Genomic DNA, 15,457 nt, shown 5'->3' on the forward strand with positions numbered 1-15,457 from the left:
CTAACCTTGCCGGCGATCTCTATCAACACGCCATGGCAAGGCGTCGCTGAGACGGATCGGGGATCGGCACGGCGGCGATCAGGCGCCGGGTATAGTCCTGCTCGGGATTTTCGAAGACGGCACGCCGCGATCCGTGCTCGACGATCCTGCCCGCGTTCATCACCGCCACGTCATGCGACATACGCTCGATGACCGCCATGTCGTGCGAGATGAACAGATAGGCGAGCCCTTCGGTCTCCTGCAACTCCAGCATCAGATCGAGCACTTTGGCCCGGACAGATACGTCGAGCGCGGCGACGCTTTCGTCGGCGACGATCAGTTTAGGCTTCAGCGACAGGGCGCGGGCGATGCAGATGCGCTGTCGCTGGCCGCCGGAGAACTCATGCGGGTAGCGGCTCGCCACATCCGGCGTCATGCCGACGCGGCGTAGCAGCTCCGCCACGCGGTCGGTGCGATCCGACCGGTCGCCGATGCCGTGGATCGCCATCGGTTCGGCAATGGCGGCGCCCACCGTCATGCGGCTGTCGAGGGAGGCATAGGGATCCTGGAAGATCATCTGGGCAAGGCGCCTCACCGGCCGCATGGCCTTGACGGAAAAATCCATCAGTTCCTCGCCACCGATGGCGACATAGCCCTCATAGGGAATAAGGCCGAGCACTGCCTTGCCGGTGGTCGATTTGCCCGAACCGCTCTCCCCGACGAGGCCGAGGGTACGGCCGGCTCTCAGCTCGAACGACACGCCGTTAACCGCCGTCTGCCCGACCTTGCGGCCGAACAGACCAGCGCGGGCACCATAAGTGACTTTGAGATTCTGAACCGCGAGGACCGGCTCCAGCGATTTTTCGGCTGGTGGCGCGGCTTTCGCCGCTGCCGTGACGGCGGGCGGCCCGTCAGTACCGGCGCGGGCGCCGATGCGCGGCACGGCGGCGATCAGCTCTCGCGTGTACGTCTGCGTTGGCCGCTCGAACACATCGACCGTCGGCCCTATCTCGACGAGACGGCCGTCCTTCATGATCGCCACGCGGTCGGCCATCTCGGCGACGACACCCATGTCATGGGTGATCAGGATGATCGACGTGCCGAATTCACCCTTCAACTCACGCATCAGCTTCAGGATCTGGGCCTGCACAGTGACATCGAGGGCGGTGGTCGGCTCGTCGGCGATCAGCACTTTCGGCTGGCAAGAGAGAGCCATGGCGATCATGACGCGCTGACGCATGCCGCCGGACAATTCATGCGGATATTGGCTGAGACGGCGGGCGGGCTCGGTGATCTGCACCGCCTGCAGCATGCGGAGCGCTTGCGCCCGCGCCGAGGCTTCATCGCCGCCCTGATGGATCAGAATGGGCTCCAACAGTTGCTTGCCGATAGTCATCACCGGGTTGAGCGACGTCATCGGCTCCTGGAAGATCATGGCAATGTCGCGGCCGCGCACTTCCCGCATCGCTCGCTCGCCGAGACCGGTGAGGTCGCGATCGCCAAGCCGGATCGAACCGGAGACGATGCGCAGCGAGGCGCGCGGCAGAAGGCGCATGATCGACAGTGACGTCACCGATTTGCCTGATCCGCTTTCTCCGGCAAGGCAGAGCGTCTCCCCGAGACCGAGGTCGAAGCTGATGGCGTCGAGCACTCGCTTCGCACCGCGTTCGGTCAATGCATCGACGGTGAGCCCGTCGACGCTGAGAACCGGTGCATCCGCCTCCCTGAAATCTCCGCTCGCATCGGTCACGACAGCACGATCCTCGGGAAATAGAAGCTCACCACGACGTTGGGCATGTCGACGATCTCGGAGATTCGGAGATCGCCTGCGACCGAGCAGAGCATATAGGCATCGGCCGGTGTGTAGCCGTGTTCGGCAGCGAGGAGGTCGATCATCCGGCTGAGCGACTCGCGCGCCGCTGTCATGAGATCGGGGCCGACACCGGTGGTCACCTCATAGCCGGCGGCGTCGAGATGGCGCGTGACCGGACCGGGGGTGGTGAAGCGCGGGCTTTCGAGCTTGCGCCCCTTCAGCACGTCCAGCGTCAGCGTTACGTTCATGGCGCTTTCGATGGCGGTGCCGCAGACTTCGCCGTCGCCCTGGGCGGCGTGAGTATCACCGACCGAGAACAAGGCACCTTCCACCTCGACCGGCAGGTAGAGCGTCACACCGGCCGAGAGGTCGCGGATGTCGAGGTTGCCACCGACCCGACGCGGCGGGACGACCGAGTGGACGCCCGGCTCGGCCGGCGCGACGCCGATGGTGCCGGCAAATGGCTTCAGCGGCACGCTACCGCCCGGACCGAACAGCGAAGGCGCAAGCGTGCCGGGATCGTATGTCCAGATATGCAGCGCCGGATCGGTGAACTGATCGGCGAGCAGGCCGAAGCCGGGAATCACCGCCGTCCAGCCGATACCCGACGGAATGAATTCGCGGATCTCGACTTTCAGCACATCGCCGGGTTCGGCGCCTTCCACATAGACCGGACCGGTCACCGGGTTGACCTTGGCGAAATCGAGGTTGACCACATCGGCCGCCGTCGAACCGATACCAAGCTGGCCGCCGGAGCTATCGAGGCATTCGAAGTGGATGGTCGAGCCGGATTTTGCCAAGACGGCCGGCGTGAAGTCCCGGCTCCAGCCATAATGGTGGTCGCGGCGATGGATGGTGTAGTCGCAGGCAAGGCACATGGCGGTTCATCTCCCTGGGGCCGATCGGCGGGGGAGAATCTCTCCTCCCCCGCCTTGGCGCGGACTTACGGTCAAGTCCTTGTTATTGCTTCACATAGATGGCGTCGTAGTTGATGACGCGCGTCGGGTCGATGTAGAAGTTGCCCGGCCCGCCCATGCGCTTCGACTTGGCGACCACGCGGCGCTCGTTGAACACCGGGATCCACGGCGCGTCGGCCATCAGGTCGGTGAACACCGAGCCCCAGAGCTTGGCGCGCTCGTCCTTCTTGGCGGGATCGGACATTGAATCCGCCGCGATGGCGCGAGCATCGAGGTCCTTGTTGCAGTACCAGGACCAGTTCCAGCCGCCCTGCACCGCCCCGGCGCAGCCGAGAATGGGGCCGTAGAAGTTGGAGGGATCGGGGAAATCGGCGATCCAGGCCATGCCACCAGACCAGATCATTGGCGCCTCGCCCTCGGTACCACCGGCAGCGATGACGTTGGCGTTGGCCAGCGCCTTGATCTCCGCCTTGACGCCGATGGCGGCAAAGTCCTGCTGCAGCGCCTGGGCGATACGCGGGTTGGGATCGGTCGACGAGGCGTAGAGCGCCGTCTCGAAGCCGTTGGGGAAGCCGGCTTCGGCAAGCAGCGCCTTGGCCTTCTCAATATCGTAGGCATAGCCCTTGAAGTTTTTGTCATAGCCCGGCATCAGCGGCGGCAGCGGCTGGTTGGCCGGCGTGGCGCGGCCGTTGACGATGCGGGTGATGCGCTCCTTGTTGACGCCCATGTTGAGGGCCTGGCGCACCTTGACGTTGTCGAGCGGCTTGACGCGGGTGTTGAGCGCGACATAGCCGGTCTGCAGTTGCTCGCCATCGACGATGATGTCGGCGGCGTCCGGACCATTCTTGATCTCAAGGAACTTGGCCGGCGGAATGCCATCACCGGCGATATCCACTTCGCCTTGCTGCAAGCGCAGCAGCGCCACCAGCGGCTCCTGGCCGACCTCAACAGTGAAGCCGTCGATCTTCGGCGTATCCTTGACGTAGAAATTCGGGTTCTTCTCGAACACCAGCTTCTGGCCGATCACCCAGTCTTTCAGGACGAAGGCACCGGAGCCGACCGGCTTCTTGCCGAAATCCTGGCCTTCCGCTTCAACGACCTCCTTCGGCACGATCGAGGAGAAGTTGATGGCAAGCACGTGCAGGAAGGTAGCGTCGGGGCGGCTGAGCTTGAAGACCACCGTGTGCTCGTCCGGCGTCTCAATGCCGGAGAGTTCTTCTGCTTTGCCACCGGAGACATCGTCGAAGCCGGCGATGGCGCCAAAGAAGCCTGCGCCTGGCCCTTGCGTCTTCGGATTGACGGCGCGCGAGATCGAGTACTTGACGTCGGAGGCCACCACCTCCCGGCCGTTGGAGAACTTCACGCCTTGCCGCAGCTTGAACGTATAGGTGAGACCATCGGGCGAAACGGTGAAGCTCTCGGCCAGCGACGGCACCAGATCGGCGGTGCCGGGGGTGTACTCCATCAGGCGGGAAAACAGGCTCTTGATCATCGACCAATTCTGCCAGTCGTAGCCGATGGCCGGGTCGAGGGTGGCGATATCGTCTTTGTAGGTGACGGTGATGGTGGCGCCCTTGACGGGCGTCTCCTCGGCCAGCGCGGCGAGCGGCATCAGCGTAATCAGGCTGGCCAGCGCGGTTCTTTGCAGCCAATGGGTCATGCGGTTCCCCTTTTTGTTGGAGCGGTTCTTGTTATCGTTGGCCGGGCCGTGGCCTGGCGTCATCGGGGCTATCAACGGGCCCGAATACTTTTTCCCAGGCCCTAACGGGCCCGAATTCTGGGATCGATCAGCGGTGCCACGAGATCGGCGACCAAATTGCCGATCACGATGGCGAGCGAGGAGATCAGCGTGACGCCCATGATGATGGGGATGTCGACCTGCTGGATGGCCTGCCAGGCGAGTTGACCGATGCCCGGCCAACCGTAGACGGCCTCCACCACCACCACGCCACCCATGAACTGACCGATGTCGATGCCAATCATGGCGACGATCGGCAGGAGAGCGTTGGGCACGGCGTGGCGCAGCACGACAGAGCGCTCCGAGACACCCTTGGCGCGGGCCGTGCGGACGTAGTCCTGATTGAGTACGTCGATCATGGCCGAGCGCACCATACGTGCGTACCAGCCAGCCCCCAAGACACCGAGCGTCAGCGCCGGCAGCACGACATGGCGAATCGTTCCGAAACCGGACATCGGGAACCATTGCAGCGTCGCCGCGAAAACGTAGAGCAGCAGCAGCGCCACGACGAACTGCGGTGCCGACACCCCGATAAAGGAGACCGTCATTACCAGCCGGTCGACGAAACCACCCCGACTGAGCGCGGCGATGGTACCGAGCGTCAAGCCGATCGCCACCTCGATCACGATGCCGGCCACCATTAGGATCAGCGTCGCCGGCAGGCGGGCGAGGATCAGCGCCATCACCTCGGTTTTCTGGGTGTAGGAACGGCCGAAGTCGCCCTGGACGAGGTTGCCGAGATAACGGACGAATTGCAGAAGCAGCGGCTGGTCGAGGCCGAGCTGATGACGGATGTTGGCGACGGTCTGGGCGGTGGCGGAGCGGCCGGCGAGCTGTACCGCCGGGTCGGCCGGCAGCGCGTAGAGCAGCACGAAGGTGATGGCCGCGACGCCAAACAGGATCATCAACGCGCCGCCGAGCCGGCGCAGGATCAGCTCGATCATCTCACATCCTTCCGCGCTGGGTGGGGTCGAGGATGTCACGCAACGCGTCGCCGACCAGGTTGAAGGAGAGAGCCGTCAGCAGGATGGCGATGCCGGGAAACACCACCAGCCAGGGTGCCGAAGTGAAGAAGCTCTGGCTTTCGAAGATGATGTTGCCCCAGGAGGGCTCCGGTGGCTGCACGCCGACGCCGAGGAAGGAGAGTGTCGCCTCGAGCAACACCGTGGTGGCGATGCCGAGCGTGCCCCAGACGATGGCCGTCGGCATCAAGTGCGGCAGGATATGGCGGAAGATGATGCGACCGTGCCCCGCCCCCAGCGAGCGTTCGGCCAGGATGAAGTCACGCTCCACGAGGCCACGGGTCTCCGTGTAGACGATGCGCGCCACCTGCACCCAGTTGACCATTGCAATCACCATGGCGACGATCCAAAGGCTGGGGTGGAACAGCGCCGCCAGCACGATGGCGAGCAACAACGCCGGGAAAGCCATCATCAGATCGGTGAAGCGCATCAGCGCATTGCCCATGGGGCCGCGTAGGTAGCCGGCCAGCATGCCGACGCCAAGGCCAATGACGACGGCGGTGCCGTTGGCGACAACGCCGATGATCAGCGACGTGCGGGCGCCGAACAGGAGTCGGGTCAGAAGATCGCGGCCCAGCGTGTCGGTGCCCAGCAGGAAGGCGGCATTGGGGCCGATCGGCGCGCCTTCGAGCGTGAGGCCGTCGAACAACTGGTCATCAGGCGCATAAGGCGCGATCAGAGGCGCCACCAAAGCGCCGATCACGACCAGCAGCACCACAACAACGCCGAAGACGGCTGTGGGACGGCGCAGGAATTCGCGGGCGATGCGCATCAGCCGGCCTCCGACAGGGGAATGACGCCGGCCAGCATCTCGGCTGCGGTCTGTTCGATGGTGATGCGGCGCTTCATGGCCGCCCGGCGCAGGACGGCGTAGGCAGCCTCCTCGTCACAGCGCACGGCCATCTCGATGGCCCGAACGGCGGCATGCACCAGAGGCCGCATGCGAAGCCGCTCTTCGAGGCGTTCGATGCGGACAGCCACCTCGGTAGCGCGAGTATGGGCGGTGACGGCAAGCACCAGTGCCGGGTAAACCGCCGCCGGCACCACCGGTTTGGGCAGGATAGCGAGCGCGCCTTCCGAGATCGCCCAGGCCACGCGCCCTGGCGCTTCTGACTGCAGCAGCGCCACCAGCGGGACTGGTGCCGGCTCGCCCGACCAAGGTAGCAGCCCCGACCAGCCCTGATCGGCATCGACCAGCACGAACTCGGCCGGCGTCTCCTCAAGGTCTAGCGAAGCCCACTGCACATGAGCGTCGAGACCAAGCAGCCCGAGCTGACGGACGAGACGCTGCGTGTTCTCGTCGGGACGGTGGAGGATTGTTCGTCTGCGTTGTCTTAAGATGAAGGCGGCCTCTCCGGCCGGTTGGTTTGACGACCCCGGAGAGGCCGGTGGCAGGCGACCGTGCGGAGGATCGGGTTTTCACCCGTTGTCATCAAGGCTCCCTGCCATCTTCCATCATTCGCTTGGAGAGTTGATGGGGTCTCTGGGGGCTGACCCTTGCCGATCAGACCCACGCCCGAGAACAATCCGAAGCTCATGGTGGCCTAACTTGGGAAGGATAGCACATCATGACCTTTTTGCAGAAGGCTCCCGAGATCGTTCTGGGCTTCGATGTCTCCCAGGACACGCTGACGGTCTTCCAAGCCCTTTCCTCGTCTGCCTGTCCGAAGCCTTGCGTCATCGACAATACCGCCGCCGCCATCCGCCGCTTTCTGAAGAGTCTTGAGCGGATAGACCTTGCGGTCTGCGAGCCGACCGGTGGCCATGAGCATGTCCTTGTGGCCGAACTGATGGCCGCAGGCATTGCCTGCCACCGGGTGGATGCCTTGAAGGTAAAGGCTTTTATCCGCTCCTTCGGCACCCTGGCCAAGACGGACGCTCTCGATGCCGAAGCGCTGGCCCGCTACGGGCAGGATCGCTGGGATCGGCTTTCCCTCTTCCTGCCGAAAGAGGCCGACCAGAAGATCTTGACCGATCTGGTTGCCCGGCGCGAGGACCTGGTTGCCCTCAAGGTGGCCGAGCAGAACCGGGCAAGAGCGCCGGCCAGCAAGGTGATCAAGGCGTCCTGTGACGCCATCCTGCGGGCCATCGTCCGCCAGATCAAAGCCATTGAGGCGGAGACGAAGGCGCTGATCGACAGAACCCCGCAGCTCAAGGCTGCCTTCCGGGAAATGCAGAGCTTGCCCGGTGTCGGGTCGCTGACCGCGATCGCTCTTCTCGCCCACATGCCAGAGCTGGGCAGCCTGCAGCGAAGGCAGGCGGCCTCGCTGGCCGGCGTGGCCCCACACGCCAATGACAGCGGTCTGTTCAAGGGACACAGGACGATGCGCGGTGGACGCTCTGAGGTGCGTCGTCTCCTCTTCATGGCAGCCCTGGCCGCAAGCCACGCAAAGGGACCATTACGTGAGGTCTATCAACGCCTTGTTCAAAACGGAAAGAAGCCAATCGTCGCCATCGGAGCCCTCATGCGCAAGATCATCGTCATCCTCAATGCAAGACTGAGAGACCTCAATGCCCAACAGAGTTGATGACGGCCCGGCGGCCGACGAGGTCGGGGATCGCCGTCATGACACCACCCTCAGGCTGGAACGGCCGCCATCGCGTGAGGCCGTCATGTAGGGATCGGCAGCGATGGCGGGGCGGCTGGCGATGATGTCGAAGTCGCCGTCGTCGCGGATACGGCCAAGGTGGAACGGCAACGCGGCATGATTGGTGCGCGGATCGATGCGCATCGAGCCGTGCGGTGTTTCGAACAGGCTGGCATGGATCGCCGAGCGCACCGCCGCCGGCTCGTCGGAGCCGGCAGAGCGGACCGCGTCCATCAGCATGTGGACGGCAACATAGGCGCCCTCGACGAAGGAAGAGAGCCGGCGGGCTGGTCCGAACGCGGCGGCGGCGCGGGCGCGGAAGCGCTCGTTCTCTGGCGTTGCCAGCGTGCCGAAGTAGCTTGCCACCGACAGGTGACCGGTGGAGAGACCAAGGCCGATCTCACCGATCTCCGCCTCGGTGAGATCGCAGCTGACCACCGGCCGCACCTCCGGCCGAAAAGCGGGATCGGCATCGCCGAGCGCCTTGTAGGCACGCAGGAAGGCGTGGCTTGAAGGGCCGATCAGATTGTTGAGGATGAAGTCGGGTCGACGGCTCCGGATGTCGGCGATCAGCCGGTCGACGTCGGTTTCCTCGATGGGCAGATAGCGCTCGCCCACCACCTCGCCGCCAGCCTCGCGCAGAAGGTCGCGGGCGATGCGGTTCATTTCCCAGCCCCAAACGTAGTTGGCGCCGAGAAGATAGACCCGCCGCCCCTGGCGCGGCAGCAGATGCTCGAACAGCGGCATCAAGTGCTGGTTGGGACAGGTGCCGGTGTAGATGACGTTCTCGTTGGCCTCGAAGCCCTCGTAAGGGCAGATGTACCAGAGCAGACCGTCATGCTTTTCGATAAGCGGGATGACTTCCTTGCGGGCGAGCGAAGTGATGGTGCCGATGATATGCCGGCAGCCCGCATCGCGCAGCATGGCACGCGCCTGTTCCAGATAGGCGCGCGGTTCTCCCTCCGGATCGGCATAGACAGGCTCGAAGGATATCGCGTCGCCGGACTTTTGGGCGACTTCATCAAAGGCAAGAGCCGCCCCGTCACGACAGTCGCGCCCTATGGCGGCGTAGGGACCGGTACAGGAAAACAGAATCCCGACCTTGACGGTGTCGGCCATCGCAAACCTCAACACTGCGGGCGAAATGCAAAAAGCCCCACGACGCAGTCCGGATCGATCGCGCGATCACCGGAAGGTCATGGGGCCATGCTGCCCGTCGCTCTGGAAGAGCCATGTTAGCGAGCCAAGGGATATTATCCTGCGGCTCACTTATTAGGCATGAATGTTATCTGAGCTTTTTCGCGCCTGTCAAGGCGGGAGGTGAGGCAGGAGGGCGCCAAGGGAGGAATCATCGCCGCTTTTTTCGCCAGCCACACAGGCCCACTCGTTCGATAAACGCAGTTAGCGAACGTGTGAGATCACATGTCGTTTGCCGGGATTAAGCGGGATTAAGCGGGATTGTCCGGGATTTGGCGGGATAGAGCGATGAAGATCGCTTGGCACAGCCGCTACCTAAATCGATAGGGAAAATTTGCCCCAAACATTCCGGCTATTGAAAGCAGTTGCAGAATACGCAGCCAGGGGACATTTTGTCCGCGCGGCGGTAGAAGTCTGTGCCATCGCCACTGAGGGAGATCAGCGCCCTCCCGCCGCACCTTTCGCTAGGGCGTAGACTCATAAGCTCTGGCACCAGATCTTCGCTGCGACAAGCTTTACGGCAGCGAGGTAGTTTTCTGGCCGCTTGTCGTAACGCGTTGCGATGCCCCGGAACTGTTTGATCCGATTGAAGAACCGCTCCACGAGGTTTCGCTGCCGGTAGACCCAACGCGAGAACGAGAAGGTGCCCTTGCGATTGGTCTTCGGCGGAATGTTGGCCCAGGCCTTCCGTTCAGCCGCTTTGGCCCGAATGGCATTGCTGTCATACCCCTTGTCGGCCAGTAGGATGTCGCCTTCGCCGAGGTCATCGGTGAGGGCGTCGGCTTCGGTGCAGTCGGCAACCTGTCCGCCCGTCAGACGGAGGGTGACGGGGCGACCTTCAGCGTCGACGAGCGCGTGGATTTTGCTCGTAAGTCCACCGCGGGAACGCCCTACGCAGCCATTCCAGCGATCTTGCAGATCGCCGGAACCTTTGTCTGCTCCGCCCATGCCGCCATCGTATCCATCCCCCTTTTTCCCGTGGCGGCGTGCTGGTGAACGCGGACACAGGTCGAGTCGATCATGACGATGTCGCCGTCGTAGGCGGAGGAAACCGCTTCAAGAAGCCGATCCCAGACGCCGGCCTTCCGCCAGCGAACGAAGCGATTGTAGCAAGTGGTCGGCGGGCCGTAGCGCTCGGGGACTTCCGCCCAAGGCGATCCTGTCCGGAAGCGCCAAAGGATGCCGTTCATCACACGACGATCATCGACGCGAGGAACGCCACGCGGCTTGTTGGGCAATAACGGCGACAGGATCGACCATTCATGGTCGGTGAGTTCGTACCGGCGACGCGTCATCAAGGCTTCCCCTTTCGGAAGCCTTGAATCATGCGATCCAACAAACGCCAAGCGAATTTATGAGTTTACGGCCTAAGACTGTCATCGCGCTTCCAATGGCAGTATCGCGCAAAGCGCCCTAGGTGTACATGCTTGGACTGGGCGGCTGAAAGTCTTTGCCAATTGCACCTGAGGGAGATCAGCACCCTCCAGCCGCCTACTCACCGTACATACACAGGCCAACGGGTCGCATCGGCGCAGTTATGACCTATCGGCAGCCTCCCGCATGCGAATACCTGGCCTGTCTTCCGCGGAGCCAACAAACTCTACCCCCGCATCTTCAAGCGCAGCTCGGACCGCCGCGAGCGTCGCGGATCGACTTGGCGGGATGCCATCGACGAGCTCAAAACGCTTGATGGTCTGCTGTCCCACGCCGGCCACACGAGCCAGCTCAGCAGAAGACATCCTAAGCGCTGCGCGGGCCGCTCTGATTTGAGCCCCGGTGATCATTGAACTTGACTCATTGGTACATTTGGTACCACTATAGAAACCAAATGGATCATTTATCTGCCACTAACCGAGTCGCCACCTCGAATGCGCTCACTTGGCGCGAAGCCATAGACCGCCTCGAAGGAGCATACTCTGAACACACACTTCGAAGCTATCGCGCTGATTTCACGATCTTCGACAGTTGGTGCATTGCCAACAACCTTTGCTCATTGCCAGCTTCACCTAGCACGCTTGCCGCTTTCATCGCGGCCCAAGCGCCCGAGCTTGCAGCCAACACATTACGCCGCCGCTTGGCTGGCATACGCAAAGTTCATCGTTTGTTCCACCTACAGAATCCCGCTGACGACGAGGAAGTGTTGATTGCTATGCGCCGAGCGCTCCGGAGCAAGAAGCGCCGCCCTCGCCAAGCACTCGGCCTTACCAAGGAGCTCAGAGACCAGCTCGTCGCTGCCTCTGGCGATGACCTCGCCGGTCTTCGCGACCGAGCGCTCATCATGGTCGGCTATGACACCATGTGTCGCCGATCGGAACTCGCCGCCTTGCGGGTCGAAGACCTGACCCCGCTTGATGACGGGAGCATGCTGGCGTTGATCCGGCGAGCCAAGAACGACCCATTCGGCGACGGACGTGACGGCTTCGTATCGGCAGCTGCTGCCGAGGCGCTCAAAACATGGCTTGAAGCGGCGAACATTTCAGAGGGGTGGCTGTTTCGACGCGTGAATCCCGGATGGGCTGGGCTGGACGCCCTTCACCCACATTCGATCGGCCGCATTTTGAAGCAGAGGGCGGTCGCCGCAGGCCTTCCGGCCGAAATCGTCAGTCGCCTCTCCGGGCATTCGATGCGTGTTGGCGCCGCGCAGGACATGGTGGCGAACGGTGCAGATATCCTGCCGATCATGCGAAGCGGTGGCTGGAAGTCGATTAACGTGGTCGCACGATATGTACAGAGCGTGGAACTGGCGAAGCTCGCTAGTTGGCGACAGTGACCGAGAGGCGTTGCCGTTCGAGCTTGCTCGACACAAACACCTGCGTGAAAGCTCGAACGTATTGCAGTGAAGTAGCCATCAAGAAGCGGTGAATTCCTGAAGGAGTCAGCCTGCCGCAAAAGCTATCGTCGATGCGTGCGCTGGTGAAGAGGTGACATTTCCTAGCTATTTCAATTCTTTGCCTTGGCATATATCATTGATAGCTTTGGCTCTCCTAACTGTTCAGCTTCAAGCTTCGGGACGGGCGCGACCTTTCGCGGGTTGCCAATCTACGATCAGGGCTTTACCTTACTGGGAGATTTTAATTTGCGGCCGTTTCGGCCGAATTGCATATGTAATTCAAAATTGGAGGCGTCATGCGCACCCTTGGAATTCTCCTTGCGTCATCAGCCCTAGTTTTCGCTGCAAACGGGTTTGCGCAACAGAGCACCGCTGGGATATCCCAAATTGATATCAAGGCGCTGACCGACACAATCAAGTCGTCCCCTGCGTCGCCAGATGCAAAGGCTGCAATGGAACAGCTTCAGCAAGCCGCAGACAGCGGCAACGCTAGCGCGCTCTATCAGCTCGGCGATCTCTATACCCGTGGCGGTGCAATTCCCGTAGACGGAACGAAGGCAGTCGAGCTCCTGCAGAAGTCGGCAGACGCCGGCAATGCCTCTGCCTATGTTCGCCTGGGCGAACTTTATCGCGACGGTACCGTGGTGGCCGCCGACAGTGCCAAAGCTGCCGAATTGTTCCAGAAGGCGGCTGATGCGGGTATTTCCTCAGGAAAGCTCAGTCTTGGCCTTATGATGGCCAAGGGACAAGGCATTCCCGCCGATGCCGAGAAGGGACTTGCCCTCGTTCAAGAGGTTGCCGACAGCGGCAACGCCGGTGCGCTCTATCAGCTCGGCGATCTCTACACCCGTGGCGGTGCAATTCCCGTAGACGGAACGAAGGCAGTCGAGCTCCTGCAGAAGTCGGCGGACGCCGGCAACGCAGCGGCCTATGTTCGCCTGGGCGAACTTTATCGCGACGGTACCGTGGTGGCCGCCGACAGTGCCAAAGCTGCCGAATTGTTCCAGAAGGCGGCTGATGCGGGCATTTCCTCAGGAAAGCTCAGTCTTGGCCTTATGCTAGCCAAGGGACAAGGCATTCCCGCCGACATCGAGAAGGGGCTGGCCCTCGTTCAAGAGGTTGCCGACAGCGGCAACGCAGGTGCGCTTTATCAGCTCGGCGATCTCTATACCCGTGGCGGTTCAGTTCCCGTGGATGGAGCTAAGGCAGTCGAGCTCCTGCAGAAGTCGGCGGACGCCGGCAACGCAGCGGCCTATGTTCGCCTGGGCGAACTTTATCGCGACGGTACCGTGGTGGCCGCCGACAGTGCCAAAGCTGCCGAATTGTTCCAGAAGGCGGCTGATGCGGGTATTTCCTCAGGAAAGCTCAGTCTTGGCCTTATGCTAGCCAAGGGACAAGGCATTCCCGCCGACATCGAGAAGGGACTGGCCCTCGTTCAAGAGGTTGCCGACAGCGGCAACGCCGGTGCGCTTTATCAGCTCGGCGATCTCTACACCCGTGGCGGTGCAATTCCCGTAGACGGAACGAAGGCAGTCGAGCTCCTGCAGAAGTCGGCAGACGCCGGCAATGCCTCTGCCTATGTTCGCCTGGGCGAACTTTATCGCGACGGTACCGTGGTGGCCGCCGACAGTGCCAAAGCTGCCGAATTGTTCCAGAAGGCGGCTGATGCGAGTATTTCCTCAGGAAAGCTCAGTCTTGGCCTTATGATGGCCAAGGGACAAGGCATTCCCGCCGACATCGAGAAGGGGCTGGCCCTCGTTCAAGAGGTTGCCGACAGCGGCAACGCAGGTGCGCTCTATCAGCTCGGCGATCTCTATACCCGTGGCGGTGCAATTCCCGTAGACGGAACGAAGGCAGTCGAGCTCCTGCAGAAGTCGGCAGACGCCGGCAATGCCTCTGCCTATGTTCGCCTGGGCGAACTTTATCGCGACGGTACCGTGGTGGCCGCCGACAGTGCCAAAGCTGCCGAATTGTTCCAGAAGGCGGCTGATGCGGGTATTTCCTCAGGAAAGCTCAGTCTTGGCCTTATGATGGCCAAGGGACAAGGCATTCCCGCCGATGCCGAGAAGGGACTTGCCCTCGTTCAAGAGGTTGCCGACAGCGGCAACGCCGGTGCGCTCTATCAGCTCGGCGATCTCTACACCCGTGGCGGTGCAATTCCCGTAGACGGAACGAAGGCAGTCGAGCTCCTGCAGAAGTCGGCGGACGCCGGCAACGCAGCGGCCTATGTTCGCCTGGGCGAACTTTATCGCGACGGTACCGTGGTGGCCGCCGATGGTGCCAAGGCAGCCGAGTTGTTCCAGAAGGCCGCCGACGCAGGATCAAAGGCATCCTTTGTGAGCCTCGCCGATGCGGCCTTTCAAGGTATCGGCCAACCGCGTGATGCCGACAAGGCCGTGGCTCTCCTGGAGGAAGGTATTTCGCAGGGAGATACCGGCTCGATCCTTAAGCTTGCCGACGTTCTCTACAATGGCGAGTACGTCAAGACAGATCCAGAACGAGCCGTGCAGCTCTATCGGCAAGCCACCGACCAGGGAAATACCGCGGCGCGGTATCAGCTTGCCATGATCTACCGCGATGGCGGCAGGGGCATTCCCAGCAATTCCAAGCAAGCCATTAGCCTGCTGCAGCAGAACGCCGATGCCGGCCACGCACAGAGCCTTTTGGCACTGGCAGATGGGCATATCAACAAGCGGTTCGGTTCCTTGTCGAACGCCAAGCTGGGTCTCGCAGCACTCGATAAGGCGCTAGCGCTCAAGGTCGATGGAGCCGCGCCAGCTCTTGCTAACGTTTATATCTACGGCCAAGGCGGACTTGCCAAAGCGCCCAAGAAGGGCATTAAAATCCTGACGGATGCGGCGGAGAGTGGAAACCGCCAAGCAGCTCGGACCCTTGTCGCTATTTATAGGACCGGTCGCGGCGACCTGATTCGGAAATCTCCCACTACTGCGGCTCACTTGCTAGACCGTTACTCGGCTCTCTATGATCCGAACAGCCTATTGCAGGAAAAGCTGCTAATCGAGGCGGCGACCGCCACGGGACCGAAGGACTACATCAAACTAGCGAAGCTGGTGTGGGATGCACCAGTATCAATGCAGTCTGGACTCCTTAATGGCATGCGTTGGACTAATGAAAACGCCTTCGTCTACGTGCTTCAGGCTAAGATGAAATCAGGCGGGCTATATAACGGCCCCCTCAACGGCCTTCTTACGTCGGCGACTATTAAATCCTTGGCTGCTCTTTGCGACCAGGGTCCGGCGGGTGATCGCTGCCGACTGGGGCCCTTAAGCAATGGGGCCGTTCGCGTCCTTTCAATTCGAGCCACAGGTATGTGAAGTCGCAACAATCTAACACAGCATGAATGAGACACGCC

Annotated in this window: 11 protein-coding genes; 3 read left to right on the forward strand and 8 right to left on the reverse strand. The window is 62.0% G+C overall.

The genetic code is table 11. The annotated features are described in order from the left end of the window. Positions 1-22 precede the first annotated feature (22 nt). From AB6N07_RS01215 to AB6N07_RS01240, 6 genes are all read right to left on the reverse strand, one after another. Complete coding sequence (locus AB6N07_RS01215) at positions 23-1,729, reverse strand: ABC transporter ATP-binding protein (RefSeq protein WP_370676018.1); 1,707 nt, start codon at positions 1,727-1,729, stop codon at positions 23-25. Next, entirely contained in the window at positions 1,726-2,670 is a 945-nt protein-coding gene (locus tag AB6N07_RS01220; RefSeq protein ID WP_370676019.1) for an acetamidase/formamidase family protein, read from the reverse strand. Before AB6N07_RS01220 ends, AB6N07_RS01215 begins: the two co-directional genes overlap by 4 nt. An 82-nt stretch (positions 2,671-2,752) precedes the next feature. Continuing rightward, a complete protein-coding gene (locus tag AB6N07_RS01225; protein WP_370676020.1) occupies positions 2,753-4,369 on the reverse strand; it encodes an ABC transporter substrate-binding protein in 1,617 nt (538 codons plus the stop codon). A 101-nt stretch (positions 4,370-4,470) separates the two neighbouring features. Next, positions 4,471-5,391 (reverse strand): ABC transporter permease, encoded by a 921-nt coding sequence (locus tag AB6N07_RS01230; RefSeq protein ID WP_370676021.1) that lies wholly within the window; start codon positions 5,389-5,391, stop codon positions 4,471-4,473. 1 nt (position 5,392) lies between these two features. Continuing rightward, positions 5,393-6,241 (reverse strand): ABC transporter permease, encoded by an 849-nt coding sequence (locus tag AB6N07_RS01235; protein ID WP_370676022.1) that lies wholly within the window; start codon positions 6,239-6,241, stop codon positions 5,393-5,395. Beyond that, positions 6,241-6,810 carry an ANTAR domain-containing response regulator gene (locus AB6N07_RS01240; protein ID WP_370678167.1) on the reverse strand — a complete coding sequence of 190 codons (570 nt, stop codon included), beginning with the start codon at positions 6,808-6,810 and terminating at the stop codon, positions 6,241-6,243. Before AB6N07_RS01240 ends, AB6N07_RS01235 begins: the two co-directional genes overlap by 1 nt. A gap of 227 nt (positions 6,811-7,037) precedes the next feature. On the opposite strand from AB6N07_RS01240, the gene AB6N07_RS01245 reads away from it, so the two are divergent. Continuing rightward, positions 7,038-7,997 carry an IS110 family transposase gene (locus tag AB6N07_RS01245; protein WP_370676023.1) on the forward strand — a complete coding sequence of 320 codons (960 nt, stop codon included), beginning with the start codon at positions 7,038-7,040 and terminating at the stop codon, positions 7,995-7,997. A gap of 36 nt (positions 7,998-8,033) precedes the next feature. Here AB6N07_RS01245 and AB6N07_RS01250 read toward each other — a convergent pair whose 3' ends face one another. Together AB6N07_RS01250 and AB6N07_RS01255 are read right to left on the reverse strand one after the other, a co-directional pair. After that, positions 8,034-9,176 carry a transporter substrate-binding domain-containing protein gene (locus AB6N07_RS01250; protein ID WP_370676024.1) on the reverse strand — a complete coding sequence of 381 codons (1,143 nt, stop codon included), beginning with the start codon at positions 9,174-9,176 and terminating at the stop codon, positions 8,034-8,036. A gap of 555 nt (positions 9,177-9,731) precedes the next feature. Continuing rightward, a protein-coding gene (locus AB6N07_RS01255; protein WP_370676025.1) for an IS5 family transposase occupies positions 9,732-10,549 on the reverse strand; the annotation gives its coding sequence in 2 pieces (ribosomal slippage) (positions 9,732-10,234 and positions 10,234-10,549; 819 coding nt in all). Positions 10,550-11,043: 494 nt separating this feature from the next. Here AB6N07_RS01255 and AB6N07_RS01260 point away from each other — a divergent pair. Further along, positions 11,044-12,024, forward strand: coding sequence for a tyrosine-type recombinase/integrase (locus AB6N07_RS01260; protein ID WP_370676026.1), 981 nt, complete (start codon positions 11,044-11,046; stop codon positions 12,022-12,024). Positions 12,025-12,536: 512 nt separating this feature from the next. Further along, complete coding sequence (locus AB6N07_RS01265; protein ID WP_370676027.1) at positions 12,537-15,419, forward strand: hypothetical protein; 2,883 nt, start codon at positions 12,537-12,539, stop codon at positions 15,417-15,419. Positions 15,420-15,457: the final 38 nt, after the last annotated feature.

This window comes from Pleomorphomonas sp. PLEO, from assembly GCF_041320595.1.
Taxonomy (GTDB): Bacteria; Pseudomonadota; Alphaproteobacteria; order Rhizobiales; family Pleomorphomonadaceae; genus Pleomorphomonas.